Source organism: Microbulbifer mixtoriginis (SeqCode) (assembly GCF_052466865.1).
On record NZ_CP174293.1, the window covers coordinates 4,701,422 to 4,719,173 of the forward strand.

At 46.9% G+C, this 17,752-nt stretch carries 18 protein-coding genes; 6 read left to right on the forward strand and 12 right to left on the reverse strand.

What is annotated here, in order from left to right; all coding sequences use genetic code 11:
* Positions 1-103: 103 nt before the first annotated feature.
* Both ACJJJA_RS20960 and ACJJJA_RS20965 read left to right on the forward strand, forming a co-directional pair.
* A complete protein-coding gene (locus ACJJJA_RS20960; RefSeq protein ID WP_444887360.1) occupies positions 104-706 on the forward strand; it encodes a GNAT family N-acetyltransferase in 603 nt (200 codons plus the stop codon).
* 381 nt (positions 707-1,087) lie between these two features.
* Positions 1,088-2,092 carry an alpha/beta hydrolase gene (locus ACJJJA_RS20965; protein WP_444887361.1) on the forward strand — a complete coding sequence of 335 codons (1,005 nt, stop codon included), beginning with the start codon at positions 1,088-1,090 and terminating at the stop codon, positions 2,090-2,092.
* A 95-nt stretch (positions 2,093-2,187) separates the two neighbouring features.
* On the opposite strand, the gene ACJJJA_RS20970 is transcribed toward ACJJJA_RS20965, so the two are convergent.
* On the reverse strand, positions 2,188-3,243 hold the full coding sequence (locus tag ACJJJA_RS20970) for a hypothetical protein (protein ID WP_444887362.1): 1,056 nt from the start codon (positions 3,241-3,243) through the stop codon (positions 2,188-2,190).
* A 334-nt stretch (positions 3,244-3,577) separates the two neighbouring features.
* Here ACJJJA_RS20970 and ACJJJA_RS20975 point away from each other — a divergent pair, with 334 nt between their 5' ends.
* On the forward strand, positions 3,578-5,089 hold the full coding sequence (locus ACJJJA_RS20975) for a CoA-acylating methylmalonate-semialdehyde dehydrogenase (protein ID WP_444887363.1): 1,512 nt from the start codon (positions 3,578-3,580) through the stop codon (positions 5,087-5,089).
* 39 nt (positions 5,090-5,128) lie between these two features.
* Positions 5,129-6,028 (forward strand): 3-hydroxyisobutyrate dehydrogenase, encoded by a 900-nt coding sequence (gene mmsB / locus ACJJJA_RS20980; protein ID WP_444882951.1) that lies wholly within the window; start codon positions 5,129-5,131, stop codon positions 6,026-6,028.
* A gap of 35 nt (positions 6,029-6,063) precedes the next feature.
* Here mmsB and ACJJJA_RS20985 read toward each other — a convergent pair whose 3' ends face one another.
* A complete protein-coding gene (locus tag ACJJJA_RS20985) occupies positions 6,064-6,786 on the reverse strand; it encodes an SDR family oxidoreductase (protein WP_444903291.1) in 723 nt (240 codons plus the stop codon).
* Between the two features lie 121 nt (positions 6,787-6,907).
* On the opposite strand from ACJJJA_RS20985, the gene ACJJJA_RS20990 reads away from it, so the two are divergent.
* Positions 6,908-7,825, forward strand: a complete 918-nt coding sequence (locus tag ACJJJA_RS20990; protein ID WP_444903292.1) for a LysR family transcriptional regulator — start codon at positions 6,908-6,910, stop codon at positions 7,823-7,825.
* A gap of 46 nt (positions 7,826-7,871) precedes the next feature.
* Here ACJJJA_RS20990 and ACJJJA_RS20995 read toward each other — a convergent pair whose 3' ends face one another.
* The 10 genes from ACJJJA_RS20995 to ACJJJA_RS21040 all read right to left on the reverse strand — a co-directional run bounded on the left by ACJJJA_RS20995 (position 7,872) and on the right by ACJJJA_RS21040 (position 16,568).
* Positions 7,872-8,180: a hypothetical protein gene (locus ACJJJA_RS20995; protein ID WP_444887365.1), complete on the reverse strand. Its 309-nt coding sequence runs from the start codon at positions 8,178-8,180 to the stop codon at positions 7,872-7,874.
* 290 nt (positions 8,181-8,470) lie between these two features.
* On the reverse strand, positions 8,471-8,845 hold the full coding sequence (locus ACJJJA_RS21000) for an FAD-binding oxidoreductase (RefSeq protein WP_444887366.1): 375 nt from the start codon (positions 8,843-8,845) through the stop codon (positions 8,471-8,473).
* Positions 8,842-9,330, reverse strand: a complete 489-nt coding sequence (locus ACJJJA_RS21005) for a hypothetical protein (protein ID WP_444903293.1) — start codon at positions 9,328-9,330, stop codon at positions 8,842-8,844. Before ACJJJA_RS21005 ends, ACJJJA_RS21000 begins: the two co-directional genes overlap by 4 nt.
* 527 nt (positions 9,331-9,857) lie before the next feature.
* On the reverse strand, positions 9,858-10,628 hold the full coding sequence (locus ACJJJA_RS21010) for a hypothetical protein (protein ID WP_444903294.1): 771 nt from the start codon (positions 10,626-10,628) through the stop codon (positions 9,858-9,860).
* A gap of 83 nt (positions 10,629-10,711) precedes the next feature.
* Positions 10,712-12,598: a DNA topoisomerase IV subunit B gene (gene parE, locus ACJJJA_RS21015; RefSeq protein WP_444887368.1), complete on the reverse strand. Its 1,887-nt coding sequence runs from the start codon at positions 12,596-12,598 to the stop codon at positions 10,712-10,714.
* Between the two features lie 12 nt (positions 12,599-12,610).
* Positions 12,611-13,234: a YqiA/YcfP family alpha/beta fold hydrolase gene (locus tag ACJJJA_RS21020; RefSeq protein ID WP_444903295.1), complete on the reverse strand. Its 624-nt coding sequence runs from the start codon at positions 13,232-13,234 to the stop codon at positions 12,611-12,613.
* A 73-nt stretch (positions 13,235-13,307) separates the two neighbouring features.
* Positions 13,308-13,958 carry a hypothetical protein gene (locus tag ACJJJA_RS21025; RefSeq protein WP_444887370.1) on the reverse strand — a complete coding sequence of 217 codons (651 nt, stop codon included), beginning with the start codon at positions 13,956-13,958 and terminating at the stop codon, positions 13,308-13,310.
* A gap of 438 nt (positions 13,959-14,396) precedes the next feature.
* Entirely contained in the window at positions 14,397-15,221 is an 825-nt protein-coding gene (locus ACJJJA_RS21030; RefSeq protein ID WP_444887371.1) for a phosphodiesterase, read from the reverse strand.
* Between the two features lie 41 nt (positions 15,222-15,262).
* Positions 15,263-15,784, reverse strand: a complete 522-nt coding sequence (locus ACJJJA_RS21035; RefSeq protein WP_444903296.1) for a DUF1249 domain-containing protein — start codon at positions 15,782-15,784, stop codon at positions 15,263-15,265.
* Between the two features lie 85 nt (positions 15,785-15,869).
* Positions 15,870-16,568, reverse strand: a complete 699-nt coding sequence (locus tag ACJJJA_RS21040) for an NUDIX domain-containing protein (protein WP_444903297.1) — start codon at positions 16,566-16,568, stop codon at positions 15,870-15,872.
* Between the two features lie 116 nt (positions 16,569-16,684).
* On the opposite strand from ACJJJA_RS21040, the gene ACJJJA_RS21045 reads away from it, so the two are divergent.
* The gene (locus ACJJJA_RS21045) at positions 16,685-17,725 is read left to right on the forward strand and encodes a glycosyltransferase family protein (protein WP_444887373.1); all 1,041 of its coding nucleotides are present in this window, start codon (positions 16,685-16,687) and stop codon (positions 17,723-17,725) included.
* The last annotated feature ends 27 nt before the right edge of the window (positions 17,726-17,752 follow it).

Below are 17,752 nucleotides of genomic sequence, written 5' to 3' on the forward strand. Positions count from 1 at the left end.
ACATAGTTCCACGTTCGCAACTTGAGCGTCTATCTTTGTGATATCCAACCCCCGTTGCGAACCAAAGATGATGCAGCCAGGTGCTGCCGGGATACTCACAGCCATGTCAGAAAATAGCAATGTCAGTAATGAGCACCAGATAGAACTAATTACTCTCGGTAATGGGCGCAGGGTATCAATACGCCCCATCTGCCGCAGTGATAGCCAACTGGAAAAAGAACTGATAGAAGACTTATCTCCAGAAACCCGGCGAGACCGCTTTATCGGCGGCAGCTGTAAAGCTAGCCAAAAGCTGATTGAGCTACTCACCGATAACGACCATCAAGTTCATGAGGCCTTTATTGCACTCTGCACCAGCGACCATGCGCAAAGAGCCGTAGCTACCGCACATTACGCCGTAGATGCAGACGGGCTAGCCTGCGAATGCGCAGTTGTGGTCCGCGATGATTGGCAGGGATTGGGGCTAGGTCGATTAATGTTAAAGCGTCTGATCGACTGCGCAAAAGAGCAAGGCTTACAGCAAATTTATTCCATTGAGTCAGCCGACAACAAACGCGTGCAGACATTTGCCCGTTCGATGGGATTTGTTTGTAAAGCCGATCCAAAAGACTACACCCTATTAACTTATACACTCGATTTGCAGGCTGGCCGACAAGCCAACGGCTTTGATGCGGCCTCCAGGGAGGCCGGAATTAACCTAAATTAAATACACTCTTAACATTCATGGCGGTTAGCAAAGGTTATTTGTCTGCCGCCATTCTCTAAAAACCAAACAATTTCCTTTTGCGAGTTCACAATCTCCCCTTACCTTATCAACTTCACCCGTAAGTGACCCTCCAGTCGGCACATTCATAGATCTATTTAACTACTGGCAAAGTCGATCGGGCACAACGCCGGCTGTAAAAGCTTTAAACTCTCCTAAAGCAATCAAAGAAAAAGTGAAACTTTGCTTACACAAATCTTAGAGAAATGAGCAATTGCCAAAAGTTGAATCAATTTAGCCTAACCACAGGTAGTGCACCGCTACTAATACAACGTAATTCTTTCACTTTATTTTTTTGATTCAACTAGATTTTAGCGACAATTTATGCCTATGAAAATGAAATCAATAAAACTATTTCTGACTATATCAATTTGTTTACTTATATCATCTTGCGCAGTTAACATCAGAGATTATATTGCAAGCTCAAAAAGCTTCCCTTACGATCATGTAGTTTCAAATGAGCAGATAAAATCATGGGGATTCCATAAAAATAATTACTGTGACAAGCTAAGAAACTTGTGTATTAGCTATTTCTCTGCTGATCCCCTTGAAAAAGGTAAAATTAAATACTCCATAGAAACTGACTCTGGCGATCAAACCAGCCAAGTTAATCTATCTATAAATAAAGAAGCCCTAAACAAACATTATTCTGGGACCATCATTCTTTTACATGGATTCCGAATCTCAAAAGAATTCATGCTTCACTCAGCATTATATTTTCGTCTCCTTGGATTTCAGGTAGTTATTCCAGACCTGCTCGGCCATGGTGAATCTGAAGGCCGTAAGGAATATGGCGTTGGTGATAGTGAAGTGATTAACCGGTTAATTGACGAGCTTATCCATAAAGACCTGATAGAAAGTAAAAACATTTATCTTCTTGGAAATTCCATGGGGAGCCTTACTGCGGCGAGAATCACTCAATCTCGACAAGATATCAGCGGCCTAATATTACAAGCCCCCATGTTGGAATTTGACCAGGCTGTTTATAATTATGCCCAAGAGAATTTTCCCCTACTTAGTAGAGCATTCTCTGAAAAAGAAATAAAAATAGGAGCGTCAATGGCGCTAGAGGAAGCCAATATAAGCCTACTGGAAACACAAATTGAACCTTTACTAACCAACACTCCTGTGCCCGTGCTTTTATTTGCTTCCAATACTGACCCAATTTCACCCTATGATCACTTTCAAAACCTGCATCAGGACCATATCAAAATAGTGCTCCTGAAAGATAGAAATCACCCGAGTATGGCGGTTATTGGGGAAATTGAGCATAGCGCTCTACAGGATTGGCTTCCCAAGGCAAGTAATATCACTATTCAATACCATTAAACCTATTGGCCTAGTATAGGGAGTAGCAAGGCGAAACTCACTAGTTCGGCCTTGCTAAAAAAGACAATTAGCTATTCCTTGAAAAATATCACATTTCAGTTGAAGAAATCTTCACAAGCTAAGGGGCCGCTAAACTCTAAAAGCCCCTGAGGCATTGTAATTTTTTCAACTAGGTTCCCTTTTTTATAGAGAGAGAAGGTTACGTTAGCCTGCATAGATTTCATATATACTTGGCCTCTACCAAAAATTACATCTGAGGGGAAGTCTTGAGAATAGAAACTATCAGGGTCAGCCTTCGCCTCAACGACTAACTTATAGTTAATTTTATTAAACTCAACATTGGCATATCCCTCGCAAGCATTAGATTCCCGTTTAACAGACAGGCCATTAAATGCAGGATAAAAAATTAGATCGTAATCACTACTAATATAACGACCTATCCACATTTCGATATTAGTATCATTAACCTTTCCTCCTGTAAACATAAAATATAACTCTTCAGACAAGCCCATTGTGTAAACGATGCCAGAGCTCGACTCTTTATCAAACCAACCTTTATCAAGCTGGGCAAATCCCAGGCCCATTAATGCAACATTTCCATTAGAGAAACTATATTGGATTGGTGTACCCATAGTATAAACAAACCATTCAGGACCAAAGTTGATAATTTCCTTTAGAATTCCCAATGGTGACCGACCAGGATTATTACTATGCCAATAGTAATGGTGATCTCCATTCCAACGCATAGTAAAATCGAAATAATCATAATTAATATCTATATGATTTTCATCAGCAACTATTAACCCAGGAACTTCGTAATAAAACTTATCCGGATTATTAGGATCCACCAAAATAACCTCATCATGGAATATATCATACTTAACAGTTGACCCGTTTATCGGAGAGAAAGCCAAGTGTATATAAGCTTTAGGTTTTGGAACTTCAAAATCTGGTGCAATATATGTCTGCAAGCTTACTTTGAAATAGCCAACATCCGGCACAGCAATATTGTAAAACCATTGTTCTGCCCAGGTTTTATCTGACGTAGGTGTATGGGCTCGGAGATCCTCCAAAGTGGTTGCCGATAGTAAGGAGCTGAAAGATCCAAAAAGAAATAAAACGAATACCTGAAATATTTTTCTATAAGACACCGTCTACCCTCTTTCTTAAAATAAATGAATAGAAAACCTCACAAAATCACTACAAACCTACAGAGAGGGCATACTAACAGCATGATTACGGACAAAGCTTGAAAACAAACAGGCTATTTTTCAGGTTGAGAAGGTGCGCACAAAAATTCTATATTGCAAACAAAATCTGGAAGCTCATCAGATAAAACCCTTATCGATATTCACCCCGAAATACACTATAAAACAAGGCTGATATGCTTCATCTCAAGAAGCGGCGTAAAACACCTCTTTTTTCACTCAGGCAACGCCTAAACTGTCTGACAATTTCCCACCGGTTACTGGTAAGGCAAATAATATGAATAAATCCATCCCTTCACGCCTTCCTCTATTCATTGACGGCGACTGGGTGCAGTCCACTACCAAGGAGTGGTTGGATGTGACAAACCCCGCCACAGGTGAGGTTTTAACCCAGGCCCCCTATACCACTGAGGCCGAGCAACTCCAGGCAATCACCGCCGCCAAGCAGGCGTTCATTTCTTGGCGGAACACCCCAGTTCCTACTAGAGCACGCATTATGCTCAAGTACCAAGCTCTCCTGAAAGAGCACCAAGAGGCCCTGGCCGAGATTCTCGCAGAGGAAACCGGTAAAACATTTGAAGACGCCAAGGGGGATGTTTGGCGAGGCATTGAGGTGGTTGAGCATGCCGCAAATATTGCTACCCTGCTAATGGGGGAAACCGTTGAAAACGTTGCCAGTGCTATAGATTGCTATTCCTATATTCAACCCATTGGCGTCTGCGCCGGTATTACGCCATTCAACTTTCCCGCAATGATACCGTTGTGGATGTTTCCGCTAGCGATTGCCTGTGGTAATACCTTTATTCTTAAACCTTCTGAACAAGACCCCATTACACCTTGCAAACTGGCTGAATTATTTGAGCAGGCAGGAGCACCCAAAGGGGTTCTACAAGTTATCCATGGTGGTCGCGAGCAGGTAGATTTCTTACTAAAAGACCCGGATATTAAAGCTATATCTTTTGTCGGCTCCGTGCCAGTTGGGCGCCATATCTATCAGACAGGCACTCAATATTTAAAAAGAGTACAGGCCTTTGCCGGGGCAAAAAACCACATGGTAGTGATGCCGGATGCAAATAAAAATGCCACTATTAATAATATCATCGGCTCTTCTGTAGGGGCTGCCGGTCAGCGATGTATGGCTATTTCGGTTGTGGTATTAGTGGGTGAAGCGCAAAGTTGGATTCCTGATATACAGGATGCGATGGCAAAGATAACACCCGGGCATTGGAAGAATCCACAATCCGACTACGGCCCCTTAATTTCACCTGCTGCAAAGGAACGTGTGCTGGGTTATATCGAGACGGGCAAAAAAGAAGGGGCGAATTGCCTTCTGGATGGTTCAAAAATTACAGTGGATGGATATCCCCATGGTAACTGGGTTGGCCCTACATTATTTGCCAATGTTACTACCGAGATGTCAATTTACACTGATGAAATTTTTGGGCCAGTGTTATGTCTGGTGAATGTAGATCACCTAGATGATGCAATAAAACTGGTGAATGACTGCCCTTACGGCAATGGAACTTCCATATTCACTGCCAGCGGTGCAGCGGCACGTAAATATCAGCACGAAATTCTTGTGGGCCAGGTAGGAATCAATGTGCCTATCCCGGTTCCATTACCTTTCTTTAGTTTTACTGGCTGGCGCAGTTCATTTTATGGGGATCTCCACGCCTATGGTAAGCAGGCCGTGCGTTTTTATACCGAAACAAAAACCATCACAGCCCGCTGGTTCGATTCAGATATTGAACACGCTGAACAGGCAAATATGACGATACAGTTAAAGTAACTGCACATACCAATAAAATTTAATTTTTTGGATACTGCCATGAATAAAATCACAGCCTTCCTTGGTCTGGGGCATATGGGTGCCCCAATGGCTTTTAACTTAATCAAAGCTGGATTCCGTGTAAGAGGTTTCGATCCAGTAGAGGAGTTGCTTCAGAAATCTGTAGAACAGGGAGTTGAAAAATGTTCATCAGCAACAGAAGCGGTGAAGGGAGCAGATTTTGTTATTAGTATGTTACCCAGCAGTGCTGCGGTAGAGAGCCTTTATATTGAAAAAGATCATCTGCTGGAAGCTATCGAAGAGAGATCCTTAATTATTGATTGCTCCACAATTTCAGCAAGCAGCTCAAAACGCCTACTTAACGCCGCACGAAATAAAGGCCTTCATGCAATAGAGGCTCCTGTTTCTGGCGGAGTCAAAGGGGCCGCTGCCGCAACTCTCAGCTTTATGTGTGGCGGTGAGCACGAGGATGTCGAGCGAGCCAAAACAGTTCTACAGCATATGGGGGGCAACGTTTTTTTTGCAGGCCCTGCCGGAGCTGGGCAAACGGCAAAGATCTGCAACAATATGTTGCTGGCTATTCATATGATTGGCACCGCCGAGGCACTCCAATTGGGTGTGAATAACGGCCTGGATCCCAAAGTGCTAACCGAAATCATGGCGAAAAGCTCAGGCGCCAACTGGTCCCTACAAACTTATAACCCTTATCCCGGTGTTATGGATAGTGTGCCCGCTAGTAATCAGTATCGCGGAGGCTTTAAAGTGGGGTTGATGTGTAAGGATCTGGGGCTTGCTCAGCAAGCCGCCGACAATAGCAAAAGCTACACACCGCTCGGCTCACTGGCCAGAAATCTATTTGGCTTACACAGTCTGAAGGGCAATGAAGAACTGGATTTCTCCAGTATCCAAACAATTTTCAGGAAGGAGGCCGACCAATAGCTAGATTGTTCAGCCTCTTTCCCGATCTAACTCATCTATCGATCCTGGCCTGTAGCGGCTATCTGCACTTCTCGGATATTCACATGCTGGGGCTGGCTGTACATAAACAACGCCGTGCGAGCGATGTCCTCTGCATTAATGGCGCCACCTATGGAGGCCTTCCACTCTTCGTAAGCTTTGATAATCTCTTCAGAAGTGGTATGACTCAGTAGCTCTGTCTCCACAGCTCCTGGGCATAGGGCCATAATACGTACTCCGCTTGCGGCAACCTCTTCACGCACGGTTTCGCTAATCGCCGACACTGCGTACTTGGTTCCGCAATAGGCAGCATGATTGATAAATGTCTTCACGCCGGCAATCGAGCTGATATTGAGGATAGTACCGCGACCACGAGACTTCATATCGGCCAAAACAGCCTGCATGGAGTTCATCAAGGCGAGCACGTTGACATCAAACATCTCCCGCCACTCTTCAGCACTCTGGGTCTCTAAGTTCCCCAACAACATCTTACCGGCATTGTTCACCAAACAATCTACAGGCCCATAAAGAGTCTCAGCCTCCTGAATTGCTGCAGATAACGCAGCAGGATCGGTGACATCGACCTGTCTGCAGAGGGTGTTCGGTAAATTCATCGCTTCTAATTTTTCCAAACGACGCGCCAATAGCAACAACGGATGCCCGGCATCCGACATATGCTGAGCTATTGATGCTCCAATTCCAGAGCTGGCACCTGTTATTACAATCAATGGCTTAGACATACTGACTCTCTCTTCTGCAATCAATGATTAAAGACTACGGGATAACCCTTTTGTATCGGCAGTATAGAATTTAGAATTACGTCTATTAACTCAACTAATGTGAAATCATTGTTTGGAATTAATGAACAATATCTCTTGGCGAGCCATACGCGCCTTTATTGCTGTGGCTGAGCGGGGCAGTTTTACTGCTGCTGCGGATCATACAGGTTTCTCCAAAGCTACACTCAGCCAACAAGTCTCCGAATTAGAGTCCACCCTGGGTGTTCAACTGTTACACCGCACTACCCGCAAGCTGCGACTTACTGAGGTCGGTGAAGGCTATTACCAGCGATGCAAGCAGGCAATACAGCAACTAGATAGTGCCGCAGAGTGGGCAACACATGCCAAAGAGGAAATAAAGGGGAAAATTCGTATCAATGCGGTGGGTGGGATTATCGGCGAGGAGATCATTACCCCCCTAGTCATTAAGTTTCAGAAAACTTATCCCGAAATACAAATACAGCTGGATTTTTCCAGTGTGCGTGTCGATCTCATTGAAGATCGTTACGATTTAGTAATACGTATGGGGCAGCTGCCAGATTCCACCCTCGTAATACGCAAACTGCACAGTATCAAAACCCGCTATGTTGCGAGCCCGGATTTTATCAAAATGCGTGGCCCAATTCTAAAGCCCATGGACCTCTCGAAAGTACCCCTAATTTACGGCAGTGTTAACCAGTGGGTGCTGACGCGTGGTAAGACCAGGCATAAGATTGAGGTGGAACAGGGTATCAAAATGGTCAGCGGCCGGGCGATGCACCTTGCAGCACTGGCAGGACTTGGTGTAACTCGCCTGGCAGACATCTACGTCCAGGCAGATATCGAAAAAGGTAAATTACAGGAAATTTTGCCTGGGTGGTCAGAATCCACCCAGCTCTCTATGGTTTGCCCCCCGCTGCGCCATCAATTAGTTCGCGTACGTAGCCTGATGCAATGGCTAAAAGACCACTTTTCCAAAGAATATGGACAGCTACTGAAAAGGGAACCAGCAGAAGACTAATAAACAATAAAAGATATGAACCTATATACAGTAATGCTTACAAACACTAAGCAATTTCATCCGTCCTTTCCTGCTCTTTTTTCAAAATGTCTGCGGGGCTTTCAGCGCTGTTACTATACTCAGGTTCTACCACTTCTTGCCTTTCAGTATTAATGAACGGGTAAATACAAAAGACCAGTGCCAGGAGTACCCAAAAAGCCGTTGCCTGTGCCATAGGCACAGTTAAATAAAGCCAAAATACCTTTTCACCTTTTAGCGCTGCATTAATATAGACCGCTGAGCCACCAAACCCCACCAATACGGGGCTTATATAGGGAATAAAGTTGATCCAGTACCCCTTTAAATCCTTGGCCATACGCTCACACCAGCGAACCATAAAAGGCAAAGGGAAATTAGCAAGAATGATTCCCAGTAAAACTTCAAGAAGCCCAACATTCCAGCCCAAGAGGAAGGCCAGATAAGCAAAGACCAGTATATTCAGGGTAATGCAGAACCATAAAACACCACGAAAATAAGCCACGCTATAAATCCCTTTTAAAAAATCTTCTGATTATTGATCATATCACCATTAGCTCCCAATATCCTTGAGAGAGAAAAAACCATAGAGTTAATCTTATACATTGAATAAAAATATTATTAGACTATCTAGAACAACCCAGGCAAGGATCCTTGCAGCTGTTCAATAGCATCCAGCTCTTCTTCTGTTAAGGCTTTATAACCCCGCAAATAGGGCCAACCATAGCCCCAACGGAATGAGGTTGGCAAGAATAGCGTCCCGCCAACTCTAACCCCTACCAGCAACAACAACGCAATTTCCCTCTCCCCAGTTTTGGCAACACAAACTTCTAGGTCACAATCAGCCTCTTGCCGCTGCGAATAGCTTTCCCCCTTCCAATAGGCATGATCATGGGCATAGCAGCAATCAAGCCATAACTCACTCTGTTCAAGAGTGCCATCAGGAAAGATACTGCAACCATCGGAATGAAACTCCTGTATCTTCACAGCGGACAAGGGAATCACTTTTTACTGACTGCATTGGGTAAAACTAAATCTACTGGCTTTCTAGAATTTACATAATCACGGAATTCAGGAGCTACATATTCAGATCGCAACTCCCATATCCTCTTAAAGGGAATCATCGATAAATATGCAGTATATTGACGAGTCATTGAGTCCCAGATAGTAAAATCCAGCCTGTTTGCCTTATATTGAAAATAGGCCTCCTCCCAAATTTTAAAAAAACGATATACAAAACCAATGATTCTCAAAGTGTCAGCACTAGATAACGAATCAAAATCCTTCATCGCCTTCGCAAAAACATCTGCCATCGGACCTTCACAAATTGCCGCCACAGCTTCTCGATGAGCAATAGATATCTCATGCATAGAAGCAATTTTGGATTCTTTATTCTGAACTCTTATTAAAGTAGCAAGATATACTAAGGACGCGACAACTGCGAAGGCTCCAACAAGCTCGCCAACAGCACTTAAAGTATCCCACACCATAATCCGACTCTACCCCATCGAACAAGACGGTAATTTAAATAACTTTTAGAACCAACTCTTAGCTCTTACAGGTATACCAACAGATAACGCTCTACTACCAAAAGTATATAATCACCTAACTTAGAACGTTTATTTCCTCTTTATAGGCGTCTGGAAGACTGACAACCTCTAAGAAAACATGAAGATGGTTAACGTATCCAAAACTCTAATATTGTTGTCATCTAACAGATCTCACCAATCAGAAACAAATACTTATACGCCTGAGCACCCTATATACAACCAGCAAACGACATAACCTTTAAATAAAAGCAAAAATAGTCCCTCCGCCATTAAATTTCAGAGATTTCAAATTAGTAAGTAAAAGTATCCACCAAGGATAAAGCGAGAAGGGAGAGGTGAAGCATATCAACCTAAAAAAGTCGCGGCATATTTGTTAAACATATTTCTATGCCGACAGAAAAAAGAGAGGAGAATGAAAGATGAGTTGTGAGCAAAATGACAAAGGCATCTCGCTCAGTTGCAGCTACCTAGCCGAGAATTTTCTTCACGTGTCTTCTAATTTTTCTGTGTACATTTCTATCATCAGCGATAGAACTCAGGAATTCCTTGTACTCACTTTTATTAACCGTACCTAGAGCTTTGCAATACCAGGCAAGTGTATCGATATGTAGTTTGTCTACAGGCTGCCTAACATCCTTTTCTACTGCCTTGTAAAACCACTCCTGAATTACGGTTTCAGCAGCTCCATCGCGGACAACTTCCTCAGCGGCAAACCGCTGCATGATCATATCGTTACTATTGAGCAAATTTAGTAAGCGTGTAGTATGCAAGCTATTAGTAGCTACATGGCCTTCCATATTCTGCATCAATGCATTGCGCTTTTGATAAAAACTAAACTTGGTCAGCACATGCTTCGCTCGATTTCTAATCGCACGATTACCACTTTCACGCATTATCTTATTGATAGTGGGTGAATATTTTGTATTTCCAGATGATGAAAGTGTACGTAATAAATTGACGATTTCACTAATCACTTGCTCATCGCGTTGAGCAACTGTCATATTCGCCTGGTGTTTTTCCAGGAGAACCTGTTCAGCCACATCAAATAAACGTTCATCACTTAACCCAGATCCTGTAATACGATTAGCAGCTTTGGTTAAGACAAAGTTATCTTCGCCTTTTAGTTCTGCTATAAAATTATCTATTTCCTGATTAAGTAAAGACTGAATATCTTTTGCCAACCCGGTTAAAGGAGAAACGGAAAAAATAAAAAAAATAAATAAATGACTTAATTTCACAAAACACCTTCCATAGAACTTTAAATTGTTGCCCTAGTAAACTAAGGCAACCTAAGAAAAATAGATCAGAGATTAATTAGGGCTTAACCCACTTCAGCCAGATTCCCTTTACTTTCCAGCCACTGCTTGCGATCCCCGGCACGCTTTTTAGCCAGGAGCATATCTAGTAGTTGATTACTGTCATCTCCTGAATCTATGTAAAGCTGTACCAGTCGGCGGGTATTGGGGTCCATGGTGGTTTCACGCAACTGCATGGGGTTCATTTCACCCAGACCTTTAAAGCGAGTCACCTGTATTTTGCCCTTTTTCTTTTCTGCGCTTATACGATCGAGGATTCCCTGCTTCTCCGATTCATCCAGCGCATAGTAAACATCTTTACCGATGTCTATACGGAACAGTGGCGGCATGGCGACATAGACATGACCGTTAGTTACCAGCGGGCGGAAGTGACGTAAGAACAGGGCGCAGAGTAGTGTGGCGATGTGTAGGCCATCGGAGTCGGCATCGGCGAGGATACAGATTTTGTTGTAGCGCAGCCCTTCCAGGTTATCACTGCCTGGATCAACACCCAGCGCCACGGCAATATCGTGCACTTCCTGGCTGGCGAGAATCTCAGCGGAGTCCACTTCCCAAGTATTCAGGATTTTACCGCGCAGCGGCATGATGGCCTGGAACTCGCGATCCCGCGCCTGCTTGGCGGAACCACCAGCGGAGTCCCCCTCCACCAGAAAGAGTTCGGAGCGGGAGGTATCGGCGCTGGAACAGTCCGCCAACTTGCCCGGCAGCGCGGGCCCCTGAGTGACTTTCTTGCGCGCGACTTTTTTTGCTGAGCGCATGCGTTTTTGTGCATTGCCAATGCACAACTCGGCAAGCTTATCACCCTCTTCCGTATGTTGATTCAACCACAGGCTAAACGCATCCTTGGCCACGCCAGAAATAAACGCGGTGGCCTCACGGGAGGAGAGGCGTTCTTTTGTCTGCCCGGAAAACTGCGGGTCTGCCAGTTTGGCGGAGAGTACGTAAGAGCACTGCCCCCAGATATCCTCAGGGCCCAACTTAATACCGCGAGGTAATAAATTGCGGATCTCACAGTACTCACGCATGGCATCCAGAAGGCCCGCGCGCAACCCATTCACGTGGGTACCGCCCTGGGCGGTAGGGATCAGGTTAACGTAAGATTCGGCGGTAATCTCACCGCCCTCCGGCAGCCATTGCACTGCCCAGTCTGCTGCTTCGGTAGAGGCGGCAAAGCTACCCACAAAGGGCTCGACCGGCAAGATTTCCCAGCCTTGATTGGCAGCGGCGAGGTAATCTTTGAGACCGTCCTCGTAGTACCACTCGTCTGATTCACCGTCCTGCTCATTAATAAAAGTGACCGTCAGGCCGGGGCACAATACCGCCTTGGCGCGCAGTAGGTGACGCAGTCGCACCACGGAGAATTTTGCGGAATCAAAATACTTGGGGTCGGGCAGAAAGCGTACACTGGTGCCTGTGGTGCGCTTGGCACAATTACCGACAACCTCAAGATCCGAGGCCTTTTCCCCATCTTTGAAACCGATTCGGTGCACCTTACCATCCCGCTGGATGGTCACTTCCAACACTTTGGAAAGAGCGTTGACTACAGAAACACCCACACCGTGTAGACCACCGGAAAACTGGTAATTTTTGTTGGAGAACTTACCACCAGCGTGCAGGGTGGAAAGAATCACTTCAACACCAGGGCGCCCCTGTTCCGGGTGAATATCCACCGGCATACCGCGACCGTTATCGCTAACCGAGAGCGATTGGTCTTTGTGCAATACCACTTCAATTTTTTTCGCGTGCCCGGCAAGCGCTTCGTCGACACTGTTGTCGATCACTTCCTGGGCGAGGTGGTTGGGGCGGGTGGTATCTGTGTACATGCCCGGGCGCTTTCGCACCGGGTCCAGCCCTGTGAGTACCTCAATATCTTCGGCGGAATAATTGGCCATAATTGTTATAAATTACTGCTGGTTAAATAGAAATTCGACAATGGGATCGCAGTAACGCGCGAAGCCCTGAAAGCTGTGATCGCCCCCCTCCTCGACAGTTTGACGCTGCCCTTGATAGAAAGACTCTGCATCGCGGTAATCGAGGGTTTCATCGCCTCGCTGTGCCAAAAGCCAATAGCGGCTCAGCAGTGGACTGGGTATCTCTGCTTCCAATTGCGCCATGGTATCAACGTCCGCACCGCTTAGGCGATACTCCTGTGACTCACCACTGTAGGGTTGTAACACCTGGCCGACGTAGGCCGGCATAAAGCGAGATGGGCGAACGGCCGGATTGATCAACACCGCTGGCAAATGGTAACGCTCGCCTAGGTAGGTACACCAGAATCCCCCCATAGAGCTACCAACCAACCCTATTGGGCCACACTTGTCTGAGTCAAAGAAGCCATCCAATAGGCGCAGCAATGATTGCTGAGCACTTCCTGGATAGGGGGAGACTTGTGGCGCACAGAAAATGATCTGTGGGTGGTCGGCAGCCAACCGGTCCCGCATCAGCTGGCATTTAAAGGACTGAGGCGATGAAAGAAAGCCGTGCAGATAGATCAGCAGCGGCCTTCCGTTGAGATTTTGTGTTTGCATAGTCGGGGATTATAGCGCCCCACGGCAGCAATGGGGTTGGCCTCCTCACAGTTCCTGCTCTTCCAGAGACCGATTACAGCAGCGATCTGTTCAAGCTAGCAAAAGCCCGGCGAATATCCACACGCATATCTGACCAAAAGGTAACACTGGTGAAACGTTCCAGCCGTCCACCCGGCCCAGAGGAACCGAGATTCTCACCAATATCCCGCCGATCGTGAAAATGCATTACTGCGCTGCCGTTACGATCGTACAAAGTACCTACCAGCTGTGCGTAGGCGCTCTGCTCTGTATAGACACGCCAAGTCCAGGGAGATGGATCTAGCGGTGCAGCCAGGGAAAAATCTTGCAGTGACAGGGATAGGGTGTAGTCGGCTTCCGCCTGCTCCGACACTTGCTGGGCATTGCGCGGTTTTAGCAGCTTATTACTAAAGCTCTGCGCCAACAGTGTATTCAAACGCTGTAGATCCCTCTGGTCCAGCTCGTAATCTTTTTCCCGATATTGGCGCCTGGGCAGGGAAGAGAATCGCTTGGTGTAGTCAATTTGAACCGGTGCGATATAAACCTTAGCGCCACTGAGATCCAAGGCGAAAGCTGCCGCGACTTCATCGAGCTGGCTGGGGCGTGCTTCCAGGCCATCACTGCGATCCTGTAAAGTGGACTGCTGACTACAAGCCGTAATCAATAATAAAAATGCGAGGAAAGGTATAGAAAATAATTGTTGCATTTACAAGCTCCTGAATTTCCGAAAAATATACATTCGGCGAGAGGCTCCCAATCACATTATCTATCACCGTTAGGCTTCAAACCTCGGCAATTCTAGAAACCACACTTGAATACTTTATTGGCTCACCTTTCACCACGCTTTTCCCATATTCAAAAATCACCGCTCAATACAGGTAATCTCATTGTACGGGGAGGATAGGGGAAAAACACAAGGGATTGGTTAAGAATGGTTTTATTTGGTTTTTTGCTAAAAAAGAGAGGGGAAAATACATTGTGCTCAGGTCGCACAAAATAGGAATGGTTGTTACCAATAGGCAGTGACCTGTTTGCTGTCTATTCCGAAAGCATTACATTCTTTACTGGGGAGCCAATAGCAAGGAGGAAGACTTGAGAGCTTTAGTGAAAGTACCGCTGCGAATTCGCAGCGGTTTGACTTAAATCAATAACCGGATGAGGCGAGATCGACACAATACTTGGAGATAGCCACCCGCTCCACACCGGTTTCGTAGGAGCCATCGCTATACAGTTCAAACCAGCGGTAGCCGGGCATCTCTTCGTCGACAGCGAAGGGGCCACTGCCGGGAGTAAACTGTACCGAAGTAGAGGGAGTGGCATGCAGACCGAGATGGCCTCGGTTGCTGTCAAACTGCTGGTGTACATGCCCCCAAACCAAGGCTTTTACCTGGGGGGCCTGATCAACTATATGCAAAAATGTCTCACAGCCTTCGCGCAGCATATGGCCATCAATCCACTTACTCCCCACAGGGACCGGCTGGTGATGCATCATAATAATCACCGGGTGATCGCGAGTCTCCCAAAGGAGCATCTGAAGGCGCTCCAGTTTCGCGCTGTCTAAGCCGCCACAAATCTGCCCTGTCACACTGGTATCCAACAGCAGCAGGCGCCAATCCCCCAAGGAGACCAAATCGATACAGCGGTTGGGGGCCAGTTTTTTCATGCGGGTACTCACATCGTGATTGCCGGGCAGCCAGTACCAGGGCATGGAAAGTATGCGGGTCTTTTCTAAGAATCGGCAGTAGGAAGCCTCAGAACCATTGGCGCTGATATCGCCAGTGGCGACCAGAGCCCGGGCATGGGGCTGCCGGCTTTGGAGAGAGGTCAAAACTTCATCGAGGGTGTGGCCGGTATCCAGACCCAATAATTGATAATCGGGCCTGCTGCCGATATGTGGATCTGTGATCTGGATAAGACGGTGCGAAGTCACCCCCAGGGGTGAATCCGACTTGTTGTGCTCGCGAATCACTTGCTCACCTTGTGTTCACATCCGTGTGTTCTGCAGCAGAATTAAAATTTCTGGCCATCCAACACCAGTTCAAATTCTGCACGACCATTTGCAAGACAGTACTCCAACCATTCACCAAGGAAGCGATTGGCTTGGGGTCTCTCATCTGCATGCTGCATACGGGGATTGGGATAGGCGGTATCCACTCCTTTACCACCCACCGGCCCGCGACCATTGGCTTTAATCACCTCCGCCATACACGCATCGTGGTAGAGGCGTACAGTCAAGTCGGGAGGTTCCAGCCATTGGCACTCGTTAAGATTTACCTCCGCCGCCAGAGACACCTCCGTGGTATATCTGGAGCGCTCCACTACTCTCAACACCAGAGTGCCGCCCGGCAACTGGTAGCGCCAAAGCGCTCTTTGTGAAAGCTCAGGCAACAATTTGCTCAAGCGCAGGTAGTTGGCGTCACAATCGGCATGATAAGACGGTAGATCGACTCGATACACCGCCCTAGCGTTGCCATTTGGCGACATTTTCAACTTCCTTTGCTGCCGCGCCTTCGCTTCTTCCAGTAGAGCCATTATCAACACTCCAATTCATTGGCCGCCGTGACTCAGATCTCAGTTTGCTCTATACGCAGGTAACATTGCGTAACGCAAGTGACGGTCAGGCAGTTGGCCTGTGTTTTGTTAATTTTGCCCGGTTCAACTGCAGCCACTGCATACAAATAATGGTGGCCGAATTATCGATAGGGTTCTCTCCTGGAGCATAGTCCCCCGCCATGGCGGCGAGTACCGAGTCCCTGGAAAACACCCGCAAGCGGATATCTTCGTTTTCCTGCTCCAAACCAAAGTAACCTTCCGCACAGTTCAAGTCCACCAGCGCACAGTACAGATGTAGCCGTTCGGAGCTTCCGCCAACACTGGGCATATAACTGTGGATAAAGTGCAACTCCTGTACTTTGAGCCCCGCTTCCTCCAATACTTCACGCCGAGCTACATCTTTTAGGTCTTCTCCGGCTTCCACCATGCCGGCAACCACTTCCAGACACCAGGGGCCTGTCGGCCGCTCTAGGGCGCCAATACGAAACTGTTCGGTAAGCGCAACAAGGTCTCGCTCAGGGTCGTAGAGCAATACCCCTACTGCCGGACCGCGTACAAACAGCTCCCGGGTAAAGATTTCACTCCAGCCACCACGAAAAAGGCGATGGCGCAGCCGTAGCCGCAACATGGAAAAAAATCCCTTATAAACCGTTTCCCTGGAAACAACTTCTACAGAATCTGCGGAAAACTCTGGGGACAACCCCTTTTGACTCTTCATTTTTGACATTAGTTCGCTGACCTTCTGCGCGAGTGGGGTCTGCATACTCGAACACTATATGAGCGGGATGCAGCTGTTATACTCTGCGCCCACCGTACCAGCCCCTCTAGCAAGCGGCCATACGTAATATCTTCCTGGATTTTTTTAGAGACCGCACCACCATGAGAGTGCTCAATATCGCCTACCAACAACTGCGCCGTTACGGTAAGACGCGGGTTAGCTGGGCGCAGAAACTGACTTTTGGCCTGATCAAAAACGATCACTATACGCAGGTGTTCAGCGACCGGGATGTGGCAGCTTTCGAAGCGCCCTTCGGAATCCGCGACCTGGGGGTGAGCAAAGCCAATCGCCGCCTGTTAGAAACGGTTGAAGCATTTGAGCCCGACCTGATCATCGCCGGCCACTGCGACATGATCAGTAACGACACCCTGAAGGCGATCAAGCAACAACAGCCCAATTGCCTAATCGCACACTGTAATAACGATCCACTGTTCGTGCCCAGCAATGTTGAGCGTATCAAACACCGCGCCGAAGTGGCCGATGCCATCTTCGTCTCCACCGGCCGTCGCGAACTGAGTATTTTTGAGGGCATTAACGCCCGGGTTTACCATATGCCCAACCCGGTCGAACCCTCTATCGAAAACCTCAATAATGCCGAACGCACTGATCTGTCTATTGATCTGCTGTTTTGTAGCAACAGCAATGATTTCACCAAGCGCTTGCAAATGGTGAAAAATCTCAAGGATACCCTGGGAGATTCACTGAACTTCAAAACCTACGGCAGCTTTGGTGAAGCACCAGTATGGGGACGAGACTACGATCGCGCACTCGCGCAAACTAAAATGGGACTAAATTTTAATCGCCAAGACACCCATTATTGGTACTCTTCTGCGCGAATGGCCCAGCTTGCCGGTAATGGTATTTTGCAATTCACCAGTGACAAGCTGCACTTCGACGAACTATTGCCCCCAGAGAGCGTGGTTTACTTTTCTGATGAGCAGGACCTGTTGGAAAAAATCCGCGAGTTCCATAGCGACGATGCCAAGCGCCGTGCTTGGGCAGCTAAAGCCCGGGAGTTTTTCCACACCGAAATGAACTCGAAACTTTACGCCCAATACATTGTTGAGGCCACCAGCCTGCAACCCTTTAGTCACGACTACGCCTGGGCCCGCGATATCAACCTGAATGGCTCGCTGAAATAACGGGCCACCGGAAGAATTACACAGAAT

Excerpts from the sequence above, each read along its gene's own strand:
- ACJJJA_RS21045 (WP_444887373.1), top strand. The coding sequence starts at position 16,685 with ATGAGAGTGCTCAATATCGCCTACCAACAACTGCGCCGTTACGGTAAG.
- ACJJJA_RS21005 (WP_444903293.1), bottom strand. The coding sequence starts at position 9,330 with ATGGTGTGGGATACTTTAAGTGCTGTTGGCGAGCTTGTTGGAGCCTTC.
- ACJJJA_RS20965 (WP_444887361.1), top strand. The coding sequence starts at position 1,088 with ATGCCTATGAAAATGAAATCAATAAAACTATTTCTGACTATATCAATT.
- parE (WP_444887368.1), bottom strand. The coding sequence starts at position 12,598 with ATGGCCAATTATTCCGCCGAAGATATTGAGGTACTCACAGGGCTGGAC.
- ACJJJA_RS21035 (WP_444903296.1), bottom strand. The coding sequence starts at position 15,784 with ATGGCTCTACTGGAAGAAGCGAAGGCGCGGCAGCAAAGGAAGTTGAAA.
- ACJJJA_RS20985 (WP_444903291.1), bottom strand. The coding sequence starts at position 6,786 with ATGTCTAAGCCATTGATTGTAATAACAGGTGCCAGCTCTGGAATTGGA.
- ACJJJA_RS20995 (WP_444887365.1), bottom strand. The coding sequence starts at position 8,180 with ATGGCCAAGGATTTAAAGGGGTACTGGATCAACTTTATTCCCTATATA.
- ACJJJA_RS20960 (WP_444887360.1), top strand. The coding sequence starts at position 104 with ATGTCAGAAAATAGCAATGTCAGTAATGAGCACCAGATAGAACTAATT.
- mmsB (WP_444882951.1), top strand. The coding sequence starts at position 5,129 with ATGAATAAAATCACAGCCTTCCTTGGTCTGGGGCATATGGGTGCCCCA.
- ACJJJA_RS21040 (WP_444903297.1), bottom strand. The coding sequence starts at position 16,568 with ATGCAGACCCCACTCGCGCAGAAGGTCAGCGAACTAATGTCAAAAATG.
- ACJJJA_RS21020 (WP_444903295.1), bottom strand. The coding sequence starts at position 13,234 with ATGCAAACACAAAATCTCAACGGAAGGCCGCTGCTGATCTATCTGCAC.
- ACJJJA_RS20975 (WP_444887363.1), top strand. The coding sequence starts at position 3,578 with ATGAATAAATCCATCCCTTCACGCCTTCCTCTATTCATTGACGGCGAC.
- ACJJJA_RS20990 (WP_444903292.1), top strand. The coding sequence starts at position 6,908 with ATGAACAATATCTCTTGGCGAGCCATACGCGCCTTTATTGCTGTGGCT.
- ACJJJA_RS21025 (WP_444887370.1), bottom strand. The coding sequence starts at position 13,958 with ATGCAACAATTATTTTCTATACCTTTCCTCGCATTTTTATTATTGATT.